The 16,964-nt window shown below is 65.1% G+C and carries 17 protein-coding genes; 11 read left to right on the plus strand and 6 right to left on the minus strand.

All coding sequences use genetic code 11. The features are described from left to right. Position 1: 1 nt before the first annotated feature. Positions 2-1,225, minus strand: coding sequence for a polyhydroxyalkanoate depolymerase (locus JQ592_RS33260; protein ID WP_211406952.1), 1,224 nt, complete (start codon positions 1,223-1,225; stop codon positions 2-4). 179 nt (positions 1,226-1,404) lie between these two features. Between JQ592_RS33260 and JQ592_RS33265 the strand changes: the two genes are divergently transcribed. Beyond that, positions 1,405-2,061 (plus strand): glutathione S-transferase family protein, encoded by a 657-nt coding sequence (locus JQ592_RS33265; protein ID WP_211406953.1) that lies wholly within the window; start codon positions 1,405-1,407, stop codon positions 2,059-2,061. A gap of 280 nt (positions 2,062-2,341) precedes the next feature. Here the strand turns inward: JQ592_RS33265 and JQ592_RS33270 are convergent, their stop codons facing one another. Further along, the gene (locus JQ592_RS33270) at positions 2,342-2,566 is read right to left on the minus strand and encodes a hypothetical protein (protein WP_211406954.1); all 225 of its coding nucleotides are present in this window, start codon (positions 2,564-2,566) and stop codon (positions 2,342-2,344) included. Between the two features lie 183 nt (positions 2,567-2,749). Here JQ592_RS33270 and JQ592_RS33275 point away from each other — a divergent pair, with 183 nt between their 5' ends. Continuing rightward, positions 2,750-3,106 (plus strand): hypothetical protein, encoded by a 357-nt coding sequence (locus JQ592_RS33275; RefSeq protein WP_211406955.1) that lies wholly within the window; start codon positions 2,750-2,752, stop codon positions 3,104-3,106. 9 nt (positions 3,107-3,115) lie between these two features. Here JQ592_RS33275 and JQ592_RS33280 read toward each other — a convergent pair whose 3' ends face one another. Beyond that, on the minus strand, positions 3,116-4,219 hold the full coding sequence (locus tag JQ592_RS33280; RefSeq protein ID WP_211406956.1) for a mandelate racemase/muconate lactonizing enzyme family protein: 1,104 nt from the start codon (positions 4,217-4,219) through the stop codon (positions 3,116-3,118). Positions 4,220-4,389: 170 nt separating this feature from the next. On the opposite strand from JQ592_RS33280, the gene JQ592_RS33285 reads away from it, so the two are divergent. From JQ592_RS33285 to JQ592_RS33305, 5 genes are all read left to right on the plus strand, one after another. Continuing rightward, the gene (locus tag JQ592_RS33285; RefSeq protein WP_211406957.1) at positions 4,390-5,223 is read left to right on the plus strand and encodes an AraC family transcriptional regulator; all 834 of its coding nucleotides are present in this window, start codon (positions 4,390-4,392) and stop codon (positions 5,221-5,223) included. A gap of 222 nt (positions 5,224-5,445) precedes the next feature. Then, complete coding sequence (locus JQ592_RS33290; protein ID WP_211406958.1) at positions 5,446-6,372, plus strand: SMP-30/gluconolactonase/LRE family protein; 927 nt, start codon at positions 5,446-5,448, stop codon at positions 6,370-6,372. A 119-nt stretch (positions 6,373-6,491) separates the two neighbouring features. Beyond that, positions 6,492-7,085, plus strand: a complete 594-nt coding sequence (locus tag JQ592_RS33295; RefSeq protein ID WP_211407005.1) for a GNAT family N-acetyltransferase — start codon at positions 6,492-6,494, stop codon at positions 7,083-7,085. A gap of 16 nt (positions 7,086-7,101) precedes the next feature. Beyond that, complete coding sequence (locus JQ592_RS33300; RefSeq protein WP_211406959.1) at positions 7,102-8,748, plus strand: GMC family oxidoreductase; 1,647 nt, start codon at positions 7,102-7,104, stop codon at positions 8,746-8,748. Between the two features lie 136 nt (positions 8,749-8,884). Further along, positions 8,885-9,427, plus strand: a complete 543-nt coding sequence (locus JQ592_RS33305) for an REP-associated tyrosine transposase (protein WP_211406960.1) — start codon at positions 8,885-8,887, stop codon at positions 9,425-9,427. Between the two features lie 1,136 nt (positions 9,428-10,563). Here the strand turns inward: JQ592_RS33305 and JQ592_RS33310 are convergent. Continuing rightward, the gene (locus JQ592_RS33310) at positions 10,564-11,406 is read right to left on the minus strand and encodes an AAA family ATPase (protein WP_018641030.1); all 843 of its coding nucleotides are present in this window, start codon (positions 11,404-11,406) and stop codon (positions 10,564-10,566) included. Between the two features lie 107 nt (positions 11,407-11,513). Then, complete coding sequence (locus JQ592_RS33315; RefSeq protein WP_027519717.1) at positions 11,514-11,759, minus strand: GlsB/YeaQ/YmgE family stress response membrane protein; 246 nt, start codon at positions 11,757-11,759, stop codon at positions 11,514-11,516. Positions 11,760-11,882: 123 nt separating this feature from the next. On the opposite strand from JQ592_RS33315, the gene JQ592_RS33320 reads away from it, so the two are divergent. The 3 genes from JQ592_RS33320 to sseA all read left to right on the plus strand — a co-directional run bounded on the left by JQ592_RS33320 (position 11,883) and on the right by sseA (position 14,618). Further along, positions 11,883-13,058, plus strand: a complete 1,176-nt coding sequence (locus tag JQ592_RS33320; protein WP_211406961.1) for a vWA domain-containing protein — start codon at positions 11,883-11,885, stop codon at positions 13,056-13,058. 108 nt (positions 13,059-13,166) lie between these two features. Next, positions 13,167-13,580 carry a rhodanese-like domain-containing protein gene (locus tag JQ592_RS33325; RefSeq protein WP_211406962.1) on the plus strand — a complete coding sequence of 138 codons (414 nt, stop codon included), beginning with the start codon at positions 13,167-13,169 and terminating at the stop codon, positions 13,578-13,580. Positions 13,581-13,766: 186 nt separating this feature from the next. Then, positions 13,767-14,618, plus strand: coding sequence for a 3-mercaptopyruvate sulfurtransferase (gene sseA / locus JQ592_RS33330; RefSeq protein ID WP_211406963.1), 852 nt, complete (start codon positions 13,767-13,769; stop codon positions 14,616-14,618). Position 14,619: 1 nt separating this feature from the next. Here sseA and JQ592_RS33335 read toward each other — a convergent pair whose 3' ends face one another. Then, positions 14,620-15,399 (minus strand): hypothetical protein, encoded by a 780-nt coding sequence (locus tag JQ592_RS33335; protein WP_211406964.1) that lies wholly within the window; start codon positions 15,397-15,399, stop codon positions 14,620-14,622. Between the two features lie 368 nt (positions 15,400-15,767). On the opposite strand from JQ592_RS33335, the gene JQ592_RS33340 reads away from it, so the two are divergent. Beyond that, complete coding sequence (locus JQ592_RS33340) at positions 15,768-16,949, plus strand: L,D-transpeptidase family protein (protein WP_211406965.1); 1,182 nt, start codon at positions 15,768-15,770, stop codon at positions 16,947-16,949. The last annotated feature ends 15 nt before the right edge of the window (positions 16,950-16,964 follow it).

Consider the following 16,964-nt stretch of genomic DNA (forward strand, 5'->3'; position numbering starts at 1 on the left):
CTCACGAATTCACGTGCACGAAATCCCGCAGCAGCGGATAGATCTCGTTGCTCCAGCGCTTGCCCGAGAACACGCCGTAATGGCCGACGCCGGCCTGCATGTGATGGACGCGGCGATAGGCGCGCACGCCGGTGCAGAGGTCTTGCGCCGCGAGCGTCTGGCCGATCGAGCAGATGTCGTCCTTCTCGCCCTCGACCGTCATCAGCCCCATGCGGCTGACGGCCTTGGTGTTCACGGGACGGCCGCGGTGCATCAGCTTGCCTTGCGGCAAGAGGTGCTCCTGGAACACGTCGCGCACGGTCTCGATGTAGAACTCCGCCGGCAGGTCCATCACGGCGAAATATTCGTCGTAGAAGGTCTTGATGGTCGCGGCCTTCTCCTTCTCGCCCTTGGCGATGTGATTGGCGAGGTCGAGATGCTGCTTGATGTGGCGCTCGAGATTCATCGAGACGAACGCGGTGAGCTGCACGAAGCCGGGATAGACCTTGCGCAGCGCGCCGCGGCACTGCATCGGCACGTAATTGATCAAATTGCGCTCAAACCACTCGATCGGCTTGCTCTTGGCGAAGTCGTTGACCTTGGTCGGCTGGATGCGGGTGTCGATGGGACCCGCCATCAGCGTCAGCGTCGCCGGCCGCGACGGATGGTTGCCCTCGCACATGATCGCGGCGGCCGCGAGCGCCGAGACCGAGGGCTGGCAGATCGCCACCATGTGCGGGCGCGGGCCGAGCTGTCCCAGGAAGTCGATGAGATGCTCGGTGTAGTCGTCGAGCCCGAAGCGGCCCTCGCTGCGCGGGATGTCGCGCGGATTGTGCCAGTCGGTGATGTAGACGTCGTGGTCCTGCAGCAGCGTCTTCACGGTGCCGCGCAAGAGCGTTGCGAAGTGGCCGGACATCGGCGCCACCAGCAGCATGCGCGGCTGCTCGCCCACGTCGTCTTTCCTGAAATGCAGCAGCGAGCCGAACGGCGTCGCGTAGGCGATCTCCTCGCGGACGCCGACCTCGCGGTTGCCCACCATGACGCTCTCGATGCCATAGGCCGGGCGGTCATAGGTGAGGGTGGAGCGCGAGATCAGCTCGAGCGCCGCCGAGAGCCGGCCGACCACCTGATCCGACATGCCCTGGGGCACCAGATTGAGGAATTTCAGCGCGGACGAGGCTCCCGCCCGCCACGGCGCCGTCAGATCCATGTGGTTCTGAAAGGCTTGATAATACATCGACATCATACTGAAATGCCCCCGTCCCCTGCCGTCATGCAATATCGAAGCCAGACGGGAGCAGGACCGCCCGCAAAATTGGCACATCGCTTGCTCCTAATGCGGGGTGAGGACACAGGGAAGCTCAGCGAATGAGCACGTCCGCGGCCGGGCGGGGTGCGGGTCAAAGGCGTGAGGGAAGGGGCCATATGGCGAAAGCGACACTGACCATCAGCAGCAAGAACTATTCGTCCTGGTCGCTGCGTGGCTGGCTGCTGACGAAATTTTCCGGGCTCGACTTCGAGGAGGTTGTGACCGCGCCGGACGACGCGTCGGCGCGCGCGGAGATCCTCCTGCTGTCGTCGTCGATCTTGGTGCCGTGCCTGCGGCACGAGGGCGCCGTGGTCTGGGATACGCTGGCGATCGCCGAATATCTCAACGAGGTGATGCCGTCAGCCGGGCTGCTGCCTGATGACCGCGTCCAGCGCGCCCATTGCCGCTCGATTTGCGGCGAAATCCATTCCGGCTTCACAACGCTGCGCGCTTCGCTGCCGGTCAACCTCAAGGGCCACTTCCCCGGCTTCAAGATCTGGTCGCGCGCGCAGGCCGACATCGACCGGGTCTGGTTCATCTGGCGCGACTGCCTGGAGAAGTCGGGCGGCCCGTTCCTGTTCGGCGAGCGGCGCACCATGGCGGATGCGATGTACGCGCCCGTGGTGACGCGCTTCGTCACCTATGACGTCAAGCTCGAGCCGCGCTTGAGGGCTTATGCCGATACCATCATGGCCATGCCCGAGATGCAGGAATGGATCGCGGCGGCGAGGGAAGAGCCGGCCGAGATCGAGGAGCTCGAGGTCGAATATTAGGCAGGAGCAGTATCGCCCTGCCTGTTTTGGGAGCGAGGGCCCGCGCCGCCGCCCCCGACAGCCAGGTCATTGAAGCCGTTAACTTTTGACGCTCGTCACCGGACGAGACGGCCGCTCATGGTACGCAGATATTGTAGGAGCCTCGAAGCTGGTTACGACATCTAGCCGTGAACAGCTGCGTACGGACCCGCTCCGCTGATTCGGACGTGATTCGTTCGGGCCGCGTTCCGTTGGTTAAGGCGGAGCGCGGCCCCGTCGCGTTTTGGAACACAAGTCGCGGTCAGGCGACGCCCGAGTGCTTCACCCGCGGCAGGCGCCAGCCGATGACGGTCGCTTCGACCGCGATGCCGGCCTCGTGGTTCTGCCAGCGTCCTCCGACATAACGGCAGGCGAACGGCAGCTGATACGTGCCGCTGTGATCCTCGCACAGCACTTCGACCGGCAGGCCGGGTGGCGGTTCTCCGGCGCCATCGAACTCCGCCAGACGTCTATCACGCGTTGCCATTGCAAAAATCTCCCCTAAACAAAGCCGCGAAAGTGCGCCCACTTCCTTCGCGTGCGGTTCACTGCTCCCCGTCCCTGGGGAACAAGCCAAGCTCAACGCGAGAATGCGGTACGAGTGTGGTAGCCTTCGGCTGCTGCGCACAATCGGCGCACATTGCCGTGATTATTTGGCGAGGAACCCCGCATGCCGCTTCGAAGCGCCGGCGTTTATTTCCTGACGTTGCTGCTCGCCACGCTGGCGGTTGCACCGCTCCGCGCGCAGGACGTGCCGGGCATCGAGATCTGCACTGTCGAGAAGACCATGGAGCGCCGCACCAGCTGTCTCCAGAGCAATGTCGACTTCCTCCAGAAGACGATCACCAAGCTCAACCTGGACCACCAGCAGAAGCTGGATGCGGCGGGTCGCCAGATCGACGCGCTGAAGACTGGCATCGCCGGCCTGCAGAAGACGATCAGTGATCTCCAGGCCGCGCAGGCGAAGACCGCCGAGGATCTGAAGAAGAAGCAGGATGCGCCGCCGCCGAAGGACGCCGCGAAATAAGCGCGGCGCTCACGCCACGCGATAGCGCTCCATCACCCCGCGATCAGGCTCATAGCCGAGTCCGGGCCCCGAGGGCACCGCGACATGGCCGGTGGCATCGACATCGGCACGGCCGCCCCACAGGCAGGCTTCGCGCTTGAGGTAGAACATCTCGACCAGCCCGTCGTCGCGTGTTGCGAGCAGGTGCAGCGTCGCCAGCAGGCCCGGGCCGAAATACGGGGAGTGCGGGACGATCTTGACGCCGAGCCGATCCGCCAGCGCCGCGACCTTCAGGAATTCCGTAATGCCGCCGACCTTGATTACCGACGGCTGGGCGTGGCTGACCGCGCCCGCATCCATCATCTGGCGGAATTGATATTCGGTGCAGGCATTCTCGCCGGCGGCGATGCCGAGCCCGCCCCTGCTGCGAACGTCGGCGAGTGTGGCAAAATCCTCCGGCGGCCAGACCGGCTCCTCCAGGAACATCGGCTGCGCGGCGCGGCATGCTTTCGCGAATGCGATCGCCTGCTCGCCTGACAGTGGGCAGTTCATGTCGACCATCAGCGGAATGTTGGGGCCGATCGCCTCGCGCGCGGCGAACACCGCAGGCGCCGTGGTCTCGTGCAGCTTGATCGCGCCGTAGCCGAGCGCGAGTGCCTTCCTGCATTCGCCGGCGATGTTGTCGGGCGAGCCGATCCGCAGCAGGCTCGCATACGCGGGAATGGCCGGGCGCCTGATCTTGCCGAGCAGGCGGTGCAGCGGCACGCCCTTGTTCTTCGCAGCGAGGTCCCACAGCGCGATGTCGAGGCCGGAGATCGCGAACATGGTGATGCCGTAACGGCCGAACAGATGCAGATTGCGCTGGATCTGCTCCATCACCGCGGGAATGCCGGCAGCGTCAGGAACCTCCAGGCCGATGGCCTGCGGCGCGATCATCTCCTCGACGGCGCTGCGCGTGGTGCGCGGGGAGACATAGCCGAAGGCATCGCCCCAGCCGGTCAGCCCGGCATCGGTCGTGACCTCGACGATCACCATGTCGAGTGCGGTGATGGCGGAGGCGCCCTGGCGGAAGCTCGCAACACCGGCGTCATAGGGGATGCGGATATGGTGCGCCCGCACATCGGTGATCTTCATGCGGCGGTTCCTCCTGCTTTCTTGTGAGCGGATTTGCGAATGTAGCTACGAACCCCCGGACGTTGCCAGTGGCTGTTCCGGCGTTATCCTCCTTGAGGACCGCAACGCCGATCAAGCGAAGCCGGCGGTCTTCCGTGCATCATGGCCTTGCTTCGAACGAGGGTCCGACCATGAACCCAGCCCAGCGCGCGCTCTGGTACATCGAGAGCCATCTGGCCGAGCCGATGACGCTCGACGAGATCGCTACGGTCGCCGGCGTGTCGCGGTTCCACCTGGTGCGTGCGTTTGCCGCAGCCACCGGCCTGCCGGCGATGCGTTACGTGCGCGCGCGGCGGCTGACGGAGGCCGCGCGCAGCCTGGCGAACGGCGCGCCCGACATCCTGTCGCTGGCGCTGGAGGCGGACTACGGCTCGCACGAGGCATTCACCCGCGCGTTCCGCGACCAGTTCGGCACCACGCCCGAAGCGGTGCGGACGGCGACCAGCACCGGTCATCTCCAGCTACGGGAGCCGATCCTCATGGACTCCACCATATCCGACAACCTTGCTGCACCGCGTTTCGAAACCGCAAAGGCCTTCCTCGTCGCCGGCCCCACTGAGCGCATCTCCTGCGACAATGGCGCCATCATCCCGAGCCTGTGGCAACGCTTTCATCAGGAGGTTGCCGACATTCCCGCGCGGGTCGGGAACGTTGCCTATGGCGTCTGCTCCAACGGCGATGATGCCGGCAATTTCGACTACATCGCCGGCGTCGAGGTCGCCGATTTCTCCGACCTGCCGCGCCGCTTCGGTCGCATCCGCATCCCCGAGCAGCGCTATGCGGTGTTCACCCACACCGAGCACGTCGCCTCGATCCGCCGCACCGTCAACACGATCTGGAATCAGTGGCTGCCGGCCTCGGGCCTGAAGGCCGCCGATGCGCCGAATTTCGAGCGCTACGACGAGAAATTCGACCCCGCGACCGGCAATGGCGGCTTCGAGATTTGGATACCAGTGAGGGAGTAAGCATGATCCGGAAAAGTGCGCAGCGGTTTTCCGAAAAGATCATGCTCAAACAATAACGCAAGGCGCGATGACCCTCATCGCGCCTTGCAGCGCAACGCTGGCATACCGTCCCGCTTGCTTGGCAAGCCCCGGTGACTTTGTCATAACCGCAGGCAAATCTTGCGTGTGGGGCCCGTGCCGGAGATCCCGTGCAAGCCATAACAAGCAGCCGGGAGGGTCTCCATGTCCAACGTCCGCGTCCTCGCCACCGACCTCGAATTTCCCGAAGGGCCGGTCGTGATGCCGGACGGCTCGGTGGTGCTGGTGGAGATCCGCGGCCAGCGCCTGACCCGCGTCTACCCCGACGGCCGCAAGGAGATCGTGGCGAAGGTCCCCGGCGGCCCGAACGGCGCCGCGCTCGGCCCCGACGGCAAGATCTACATCTGCAACAATGGCGGCTTCTCCTGGATCCCGACCCGCAACATGATCATGCCCGGCCCGCAGCCGGACGATTATCTCGGCGGCTCGATCCAGCGCGTCGACCTGCAATCCGGCAAGGTCGAGACCGTCGTCACGAAATGCGGCGAGCACGATCTGCGCGGGCCGAACGACCTGGTGTTCGACAAGCAGGGTGGCCTGTGGTTCTCCGATCTCGGCAAGCGCCGCGCGCGCGAGATGGATGTCGGCGGCATGTATTACCTCAAGCCCGGCATGACCGAGATCGTCGAAATCGTGCATGGCGTGCTGCCGGCCAACGGCATCGGGCTGTCGCCGGACGAGAACACCGTCTACATCGCGGAGACGCCGACCGGGCGGCTGTGGGCCTATGAGCTCTCCGCGCCGGGTACGCTGAAACCGCGCGACGCGATCTATCGCGGCGAGCGCGGCAAGCCGATCTGCGGCCTCGGCGGCTACCAGATGTTCGACTCGCTCGCGGTGGAGGCAAATGGCAATGTCTGCGTCGCAACCCTCGTGTCCGGCTGCATCTCGGTGATCGCGCCCGACGGCACGCTGGTCGAGCAGGTGCCCACCGGCGACCGCGTCACCACCAACATCGCCTTCGGCGGCCCTGAACTTAAGACCGCCTACATCACGCTGTCGGGCAAGGGCGAGCTCGTCGCCATGGACTGGCCGCGCGGCGGTTTGCCGTTGAACTTTTTGAATAAGTGACAATCGCGAAAAACGCGATTGTCATCCCGGGGCTATGCGGAGCATAGAACCCGGGATCTCGAGATTCCGGGTTCGGCTCTTTGAGCCGCCCCGGAATGACATTCATGAGGAACGATACAATGCCCTGGCCTGATCCCATCACCCTGCGCGGACAGCACGCCCGTCTCGAGCCGCTGTCGCATGCTCATCGCGAGGGGCTGGTCGAGGCCGTCAAGGACGGCGAGCTGTCAAAGCTCTGGTACACCGCGATCCCGCTGCCGGAGAACATGGGCAAGGAGATCGACCGCCGCCTCGGCCTGCAGGCTGCCGGCTCGATGCTGCCCTTCACCGTGTTCGACGCAGGCGGCAGCATCGTCGGCATGACCACCTACATGAACATCGATGCCACCAACCGCCGCGTCGAGATCGGCTCGACCTGGTACGGCAAGAGTGCGCAGCGCGGCCCACTCAACACGCAGTGCAAGCTGCTGCTGCTCCGGCACGCCTTCGAGACGCTGAACTGCATCGCGGTCGAGTTCCGCACGCATTTCTTCAACCATCAGAGCCGCCGCGCCATCGAGCGCCTCGGCGCCAAGCAGGACGGCATTCTGCGCAGCCACCAAATCGCGCCGAACGGCACGTTGCGCGATACCGTTGTTTACAGCATCACCGCCGCCGAATGGCCGACGGTGCAGGCGCATCTGGAATTTCAACTCAACGACAAGCCGCGCTAGGGGCGGCCGAGGGACCATGGATAGATTTGATTATGTGATCGTCGGCGCGGGCTCCGCCGGTTGCGTGCTCGCCAGCCGGCTCAGCGAAGATCCTGATATCAGCGTCTGCGTGCTCGAGGCGGGCCCGAGCGACTGGCACCCCTACATTCATCTGCCGGCGGGGTTCATCAAGACCTTCCACATGAAGAGCATCAACTGGGCCTACCAGCAGGAGCCCGGACCCTACACCGGCGGCCGCAGCATCTACGCGCCGCGCGGCAAGACGCTCGGCGGCTCGTCCTCGATTAACGGCCACATCTACAACCGCGGCCAGCGCATGGACTTCGACACCTGGGCGCAGATGGGCAATCGCGGCTGGGGTTATGCCGACGTGCTGCCTTACTTCAAGCGGCTGGAGAAGCGGGTCGGCGAGGGTGACAACAATTTTCGCGGCCGCGACGGCAATCTCACCGTCACCACCATGGACTGGCGCGATCCGCTCTGCGAGGCCTTCATGGAAGGTGCTGTCTCACTCGGCATCCCCCGCAACCCCGACTACAACGGCGCGAAGCAGGAAGGCGTCTCCTACTGCCAACGCACCATCGAGAACGGCCTGCGCGTTTCCGGCTCGACCGCGTTCCTCAAGCCCGCGATGAAGCGGCCCAACATGCATGTGCATACGCACGCGCATGCGACCGGGATCATCTTCGAGGGCAAGCGCGCGGTCGGCGTGCGCTACACCAAGGGCGGCCGCGGCGGCACGCCGGTGGAGGTGCGCGCCAACAAGGAAGTGATCCTCTCCGGCGGCACTTATAATTCACCGCAGCTGCTGCAGCTCTCCGGCATCGGTTCGCCCGATCTGTTGCAGCAGCACGGCATCGCCGTCCGTCACGCGCTGCCGGTCGGCGAGGGCCTTCAGGATCACTACGCCCCACGCACGGTGGCGCGCGTCAAGGACATCAAGACCATCAACGAGCTCCGCCGCGGCTTCTCGCTCTGGATCGAAGCGCTGAAATGGGCGACCGCGCGGCGCGGCCTGCTGTCGCTGTCGCCGACCATGGTCTATTGCTTCTGGCACTCCGGCGAGAGCGCGGAGAGCTCCGATCTGCAACTCACCTTCACGCCGGCTTCTTACAAAGAAGGCGTGCAGGGCCAGCTCGAGGACGAGCCCGGCATGACCGTGGCCTCCTGGCAGCAGCGCCCGGAGAGCCGCGGCTATGTCCGCATCCGCTCCTCTGATCCGTTCGCGCCGCCGATCATCCAGACCAACTATCTCGACGCCGAGCTCGACCGCCGTGTCATCGTCGGCGGCATGAAGCTCGCGCGGCGCCTTTTGAAGTCCGCACCGCTCTCGCCCTATTACGCCTACGAGGATTTCCCCGGCCCCAACGTCAACACCGACGACGAATTCCTGCACGCCGCCACCGAGCGCGGCACCACCACCTTCCACCCCGGCTGCACCTGCCGCATGGGCCCGGCGGATTCCACCTGGGCCGTGGTCGACGACCAGCTCCGCGTCCACGGCCTCGAAGGCCTCCGCGTCATCGACGCCTCGGTCATGCCGCGCATGATCTCGGCGAACCTCAACGCCTCCACGATGATGATCGCCGACCGCGCCTCGGACCTGATCCGCGGCAAGGTGCCGATGGAAGCCGCGCGCATCCCGGACGCGGCGGTGGCGTGACATCTTCGTAGGATGGGTAGAGCGCAGCGAAACCCATCATCTTGCAGCGCGTGCTCAAGCCCGATGGGTTTCGCTGCGCTCTACCCATCCTACAAGAGCGATGACGTCTATCCAAGGTTGTGCCATGATGAGGAGCATGACCTCCTATCGGCGCAACTTCATTCCCGGCGGAAGCTTCTTCTTCACCGTCAATCTGGCCGATCGCCGGCGGTCGCTTCTGACGGCGAACATCGACCTATTGCGCGCAGCATTTCGCGAGATCCGTCAGCGGCACCCGTTCACGATCGATGCGATCGTGGTGCTGCCGGAGCATCTTCACACCGTCTGGACGATGCCGGACGGAGATGCCGATTTTGCAACGCGCTGGCGGCAGATCAAATCAGCCTTCTCTCGCAACCTCGCGTTTGATGAACCGGTCTCGGCCAGCCGCGCCGCCAGAGGGGAGCGTGGCGTCTGGCAGCGGCGCTATTGGGAGCATACCATCCGTGACGAGGAGGATTATGCCCGGCACATCGACTATGTGCATATCAACCCGGTCAAGCACGGCCTCGTCGAACGAGTTGCGGATTGGGCTCCTTCGTCGTTCCATCGCCACGTGGCCCTAGGCATTTATCCGGCCGACTGGGCTGGCGATCTCTCAAAGCTTGGGAGCGGAGCTGACTTTGGCGAACGGAGTTGACACGGCAATCCGTAGGATGGGTAGAGCGAAGCGAAACCCATCATCTTGCGGTTCGGGGAAGCCGCTTGATGGGTTTCGCTTCGCTCTACCCATCCTACTAGGCTGGATGCAGCCTCGATCTTGTCCCGTCGGGCAAAACACCCCGCACCCCGTCAACCCCTTCCCGCGAAAATATTCTACTTTACCGAATTTCGGAATTGCGGCATAAGTCGAAACAGCCCGGCCCACGAAGAGGGGCGGTTCGCGAGTCGTTCGAAACGCGGGCCGGGTTGCGGTGGACGCGGCAGCGTCGTCACGACCGGGTGCGGGCAGGGCGGGTAGTCCCTGTGAGTCCGCGGCCACGTGTAGACGAACGGCGCTGATCGCGTACGGCAAAACCGTGTGGTCCTGGCCGTCGTTGCTACGGTCAAGCCTTTCGCGGAGGTGTGAGCGAGCCCAACCGGGCAGACTGCATCGTCAATCTGCGGGGTGAGGGAGGCCAGAAGGAATTCGGCTCCCGGGAGAGCACGGCATAAGCCGTCCGACCACTGCGCAGGGAAGGCCGAGTGATTGGCTACACCTGTATGCTGCTGTGCGGTTTCTCTGCGCTACATTCGCGCAGCAGACCGCGGGTGCCAGCCGGCACCCGGCCTTCCCTGTGCCCTCTTTCCTTGAGAGGCGAAGAATGAAGCAAAGCTCGGGCGAGATGCGTCGCGAGGTTGCAGACGTGCGTCAGCAACCATACACTCGCTGTCATCGCCCGCGAAGGCGGGCGATCCAGTACTCCGAGACGGTGCGGCTAGAACCGAGAAGCCGCGGCGTACTGGATTCCCCGCCTGCGCGGGGAATGACAGTCGTGTTTGGAGAGCGAGCCGTTGCCTCTTGCTCCGTCATTGCGAGCGCAGCGAAGCAATCCAGGCTGTCTCCGCGGAGGGATTCTGGATTGCTTCGCTGCGCTCGCAATGACGGTGTGGATGCAGTGTGCGCAAATGTCTCCCCAAGCGTCGTCCTGGCGAAAGCCAGGACCCATTACCCCAGGAAGTAGTTTGACGAAGACTAGTCGTTCGGTACCCCGACTGTCCGCAATCGATAGATCACGCGGTATGGGTCCTGGCTTTCGCCAGGACGACACCGAGTGTGTGGTTAGCGCCGCCGATCTACACTTCCCGTCGGCTCAAGAACGCCAGCCGCTCGAACAAATGCACGTCCTGCTCGTTCTTCAGCAGCGCGCCATGCAGCGGCGGGATCAGTTTTCGCGGATCACGTTCGCGCAGCTGCTCGACGCTCATGTCCTCGTTGAGCAGCAGCTTGAGCCAGTCCAAAAGCTCGGACGTGGAGGGCTTCTTCTTCAGGCCGGGCACCTCGCGCACCTCGAAGAAGATGCGCAGCGCTTCCTCGACGAGGCGCTTCTTGATGCCGGGGAAGTGGACGTCGACGATGCGGCCCATCGTGTCGGCGTCGGGGAACTTGATGTAGTGGAAGAAGCAGCGGCGCAGGAACGCGTCCGGCAGCTCCTTCTCGTTGTTGGAGGTGATCATCATGATCGGGCGCTGCTTCGCCTTGATCGTCTCGCCGGTCTCGTAGACATGGAATTCCATGCGGTCGAGCTCGAGCAGCAGGTCGTTCGGGAATTCGATGTCGGCCTTGTCGATCTCGTCGATCAACAGCACCGGGCGCTGCTCGGCCGTGAAGGCCTCCCACAGCTTGCCGCGCTTGATGTAGTTCTTGATGTCCGACACGCGCGCGTCGCCGAGCTGGCTGTCGCGCAGACGCGACACCGCGTCATATTCGTAGAGGCCCTGCTGCGCCTTGGTGGTGGACTTGATGTGCCAGGTCAGCAGCGGCGCGTTCAGCGCCTTCGCCACTTCCTCCGCCAGCACCGTCTTGCCGGTGCCGGGCTCGCCCTTCACCAGGAGCGGGCGCTCGAGCACGATCGAGGCATTGACGGCGACCTTGAGATCGTCGGTCGCAACATAGTCCTTGGTGCCGGTAAATTTCATCGCGCGTCCTTGTTGGTCGTCGTCGCAAGGCTGTTGCCAATTGCATCGCCCTGGTCGCGACAAGCGAACGGCCGCTCGCGGCGGCCGTTCCTGGTTCGGTCAGGCTTTCAGACCCGTTTTATCAGCGAAAGGATGACCAGCACAATCACCGCGCCGATGGTGGCGTCCACGATGGCGCCGACCGTGCCCGTTGCCAGCTGGATGTGCAGCTGTGGCAGAACCCAGCTCGCCACCAGCGCGCCGATGATGCCGACGACGATGTTGCCGATCAGCCCAAATCCCGCCCCGTGGACAATCTTGCCGGCAAGCCAGCCTGCGATGGCGCCGATGATCAGTGCTGCGAGAATTCCCATTGCAAACGTCCCCAAAACAACCCCTTGAGGTGGCCAATTCTAGAGCAAAAAGCCTCCCGGTCCAGCGCAGAGCGCCAGTGTCCGCCCCTTGACGTTCGTCCCCCGACGGGCAATCTGTCACCCATGTTCCTGCAATTCTTCACCTCTCTGCGCGACGCGCAGGTCCCCGTGACGCTGCGCGAATACCTCACGCTGATGGAGGCGCTCGACGCCGACCTCGCGGACTACACGGTCGAGAATTTCTACTATCTGTCGCGCGCCTCGCTGGTGAAGGACGAGCGCAACCTCGACAAGTTCGACCGCGTCTTCGGTACGGTGTTCAAGGGGCTGGAAAGCCTGCTCGATGCCATGGAGAAGGCGGAGATCCCCGAGGAGTGGCTGAAGAAGCTCGCCGAGAAATACCTCAGCGAGGAAGAGAAGAAGCAGATCGAGGCCATGGGCTGGGACAAGCTCATGGAGACCTTGAAGAAGCGCCTCGAGGAGCAGAAGGGCCGCCACCAGGGTGGCTCGAAGTGGATCGGTACCGCCGGCACCTCGCCGTTCGGCGCCCACGGCTACAATCCCGAGGGCGTGCGCATCGGCCAGGAGAAGAACCGCAACAACCGCGCCGTGAAGGTGTGGGACAAGCGCGAGTTCAGGGATCTCGACGGCAATGTCGAGCTCGGCATCCGCAACATCAAGGTGGCGCTGCGGCGCCTGCGCAAGTTCGCGCGCACCGGCGCGCCGGACGAGCTCGATCTCGACACCACCATCCGCGAGACCGCCAATCACGGCTATCTCGACGTGCACATGCGCCCCGAGCGGCGCAACGCGGTGAAGCTGCTGGTGTTCTTCGACATCGGCGGCTCCATGGACGCGCATATCGAGCAGGTCGAGGAGCTGTTCTCGGCGGCGAAGAGCGAGTTCAAGCACATGGAGTATTTCTACTTCCACAACTGCCTCTATGAAGGCGTGTGGAAGCAAAACAAGCGCCGCTTCACCGACCGCACGCCGACCTGGGACGTGCTGCACAAATACCCGCACGACTACAAGGTCGTGTTCGTCGGCGATGCCTCGATGTCGCCTTACGAGATCATGGTGCCCGGCGGCTCGGTCGAGCACGTCAACGAGGAGCCCGGCTCGGTCTGGCTCGACCGCATCATCCGCACCTATCCGCATGCGGTGTGGCTGAACCCGGTCGCTCAGAAGCACTGGGATTATTCGGAATCCACCACCATCATCAAACGCATCTTCGCCAACCGGATGTACCCGATCACGATCGAGGGGCTGGAGGGTGCGATGAAGGAATTGACGCACTGACACGTCGTCATTCCGGGGCGCGCGTAGCGCGAACCCGGAATCTCGAGGTTCCGGGTTCGCTCGCTTCGCATCGCCCCGGAACGACGGAAGAGAAGAAGGGAGAACCATATGCCCCAGACCATCACCCGCGGCATCAAGGCGTTGATCGACGAGGCCAATGCCGAGATCGAGACGCTCACCGCCAAGGATGCCATCGAGATCTCCAAGAACGGCGACGTCGTCATCGTCGACATCCGCGATCCCCGCGAGATCGAGCGCGACGGCCGCATCCCCGGCGCCTTCGCCTGCACCCGCGGCATGCTCGAATTCTGGATCGATCCGCAGAGCCCCTACGCCAAGCCGATCTTCCAGGAGGACAAGAAGTTCGTCTTCCACTGCGCCGGTGGCCTGCGCTCCGCGCTCGCCGCCAAGACCGCGCAGGACATGGGGTTGAGGCCCGTCGCTCACATCGCCGGCGGCTACGCCGCCTGGCGTGATGCGGGCGGGCCGACCGAGCAGTGGGAGCCGAAGAAGAAGGGGTGAGGGGTGCTTCGCCGTTGCTCCAATCTCCGCTGTCATTCCCCGCGAAGGCGGGGAATCCAGTACGCCGCAGCCTCTCGGCTCCATCACAACCGCCTCTGGAATACTGGATCGCCCGGTCAAGCCGGGCGATGACGGCGGAGTTTGATGCGGATTGCTTCAACTTCGGAATGACAAGAAAGACCTCGCATGACCACCGACCCCCTCGTCTCCACCGAATGGCTCGCCGCCCACATCAGCGACGCCAACGTCAATATCCTCGACGCCAGCTTCAAGCTGCCGGGCGTGCTGCCGCTGCCGAAGGACGACTACCTCGCCGCGCACCTTCCGGGCGCCGTGTTCTTCGACGTCGATGCGGTGTCGGATCATTCCAACCCGCTGCCGCACATGTATCCGAGCGCCGAGCAGTTCGGCCGCGACGTCGGCAATCTCGGTATCTCCAACGCGGACACCGTTGTCATCTACGATGCCGGCGGCTGGGTCGCCGCGCCCCGCGCGTGGTGGATGTTCCTGTCCTACGGCCACAGCAACGTGCGCATCCTCAATGGCGGCCTGAAGAAGTGGCGTGCCGAGGGACGCGCCGTCGAGAGCGGCGAGGTGAAGCCGAAGCCTGCAGGCTTCAAGGCGAGCTATGATTCAAAACGCGTGCGCAGCATGCAGCAGCTGATCGCCAACGTCGAAAGCCGGGCCGAGCAGGTGATCGACGCGCGAGCCGCCGATCGTTTCGAGGGCCGCGCGCCCGAGCCGCGGCCCGGCATCCGCTCCGGTCACATCCCCGGCGCCCGCAACGTGCCCTACAATCTCCTGTTCGATGCCGCGAGCGGCGAGATGAAGCCGCTCGAGGTCTTGCGCGCTGCCTTCACCGGCGCCGGCGTCAAGCTGGATGCGCCGATCGTGACGAGCTGCGGCTCCGGTGTGTCCGCGGGCGTGCTCACGCTCGCGCTGTATCGGCTCGGCATCACCGACACCGCGCTCTATGACGGCTCCTGGTCGGAGTGGGGCCAGGCCGGCGGCCCGCCGATCGCGACCGGCCCGGCGTGAGCTACTGGCGCGTCCTCGTGGCTGTCGTCGTCGCAAATGTCTGCGGCTGTCCGAACGGATCGAGCTGTTGCTGCAACTGCTGAGGCGGCGGACGCCGCACCACGCGGTGCCGCTTCTTCGCCTTGGCCTCGCGCTTGGTCGCCTTGCCCTCCGGCTTGCTGGCGTCGGACTTGACGTCGGTCTTGGCCTTCGCCGGCGGATCCTTCGAGGCCGTGGTCGCGGGATCGTTCAGTGCGGCCAGTTTGGCCGAGGCGATGTCGAGCGCCGAGGAGGCCAAAGCGGCACTGGGATCGGCCGGCGCCGGCGCGTTGGCGGTCGCGGCAGGCTTGGCCTCGGGAATCGCCGCCGTGGCGTCGGCGGGAGTGAGCGTGTCAGTCGCGGCCGGCGCTGCGGCTTCCACTGTGGTCTCGGCCTTCGACGGCTCACTGGCCGGGTTGTCAGCCGCGGGTGTGGCGACGATCTGCGGCGCCGCGTCGGCCTCGCTCGCCACGGAGGTCGTCTGCTCGGGCTCCTGGACCGGCAGTCCGATTGTCGGCACCTGATCGCGCAGCGTCGGCGCGGGCTCGGCCGGCTCCGGCTCCGCGCGCAAGGCCGCGAGCACCGGCTGGGCCGGCTCGGAGGCTTGCGCGAACACCTGCTCCTGCGGGCCGTTCCGCCAGGAGGGGTTGCTGACATATTGCTCATGGGTCGCCCGCAGCAGCGCGGCGGCCCCTAGGCCGAACACCAGGATGGAGGTTGACAGCACGATCGCGGCAAGCAGGAAGCGAAAGCCGGGAAGCATCGGACGGGTTACGAATTTCCGCCCCGGCGGGTGGCGGCCGGGACCCAAGAGCCATCTGAACGCGGTGACGGTACTGCTTGCCGCGTTCGCCACGCGGGGATCGGAGCTCAAAGCGGTGGCGAATCAGGCTGATTCGAACATACCGCAACGATTCAGCGCCATTCCGTAAAATTCGGGGCCGAAGCTCCGGCAATTAACGGCGCAATGCGATTTCGGCCCCGTGATGCAACGGGGCAACGGTAATCTTGCGGATCACAAATCGGCAAACCCGGCGCAAATCGGCCTGATATGTCTTGAATGTGCCGCTATCTTCGGTCATCTGGCCGTTAACGGTCCTGATGGGGCCCCGGGGCTATACAAGAGCGATGATGATCAAACATTTTCTGACGATATGCGCTGCCGCGACAGTCGCTGCGGCGGGAACCTCGCTCGTGCAGGCTCAGAGCTACCCGGTCCAGCAGGTGCCGAGCTATGGCGCGCCGGCCGAATATCGCCCCGGCGACCGCACGCCGAGTTTCGACGCGCTGGACGACGAAGACGACGCGATGCCGCAGGCGTCGCTGCCGCCGCCCGGCCCGGTCGATGATCCGCGTTACGGTCGCCCCGCCGGCCCGCCGGTCTACTCCGCCGCCCCGCCGCAGGGGCCGGTGATGTCGCCGGATGATCCCCGTTATGGCCGTCCGGCAGGCGCCCCGCCGGTTTATTCGGCGGCTCCGCCGCAGGGCCCCGTGATGTCGCCCGACGATCCACGCTATGGGCGCCCCGCCGGCCCGCCGCCGGTGATCTATGCCAATCGTCCGGGTCAGCAGGCGCCCGCCAATGACGGCTTGCGTCCGCCGGAAGCGGTCGGTGGTCCCGCCGCGACCGGAACGGTTCAGGCCGGTCAGCCGCCCGTCGGCGCCGATGGCAGGCCGATGACGATCGCCTCGCTGCCGCCCGAGGAGCAGCCCGATGCTGCGCCGGCGCAGCTGCCGCAGAACCTGCGACGCCAGGAAGTCTCGTTCCAGACCAAGGAGCCGGCCGGCACCCTCGTGGTCGATACCCCCAACACCTACCTCTATTACGTGCTCGGAGGCGGCCGTGCGATCCGCTACGGCGTCCGCGTCGGCCGCGACGGCTTCACCTGGACCGGTGTGCAGAAGATCACCCGCAAGGCGGAGTGGCCGGACTGGCATCCGCCGACCGAGATGATCGAGCGGCAGCCCTATCTGCCGCGCTTCATGGCCGGCGGCCCCGGCAATCCGCTCGGTGCCCGCGCGATGTATCTCGGCTCGACCGTTTACCGCATCCACGGCACCAACCAGCCCTCGACCATCGGCAAGTTCGTCTCGTCCGGCTGCATCGGCATGCTGAACGAGGACGTCTCGGACCTGTTCGATCGCGTCAAGGTCGGCACCCGCGTGGTGGTGCTGCCGGGCGGTACGGCGCCGGGAACGGCGACGGCGTCCGCAGCGCCCGCGCCGGCCCCGATGTCGGCCCAGGCCGGCCCGGTTCCCGGCACGCAGCCGACGGTCGTGCCGCCGCTGCCCGCCCCGGTCACCGTGCGCTAAGCGCTTCGAACGAGA

The organism is Bradyrhizobium iriomotense, from assembly GCF_018129405.1.
GTDB classification, from domain to species: Bacteria; Pseudomonadota; Alphaproteobacteria; order Rhizobiales; family Xanthobacteraceae; genus Bradyrhizobium; species Bradyrhizobium iriomotense_B.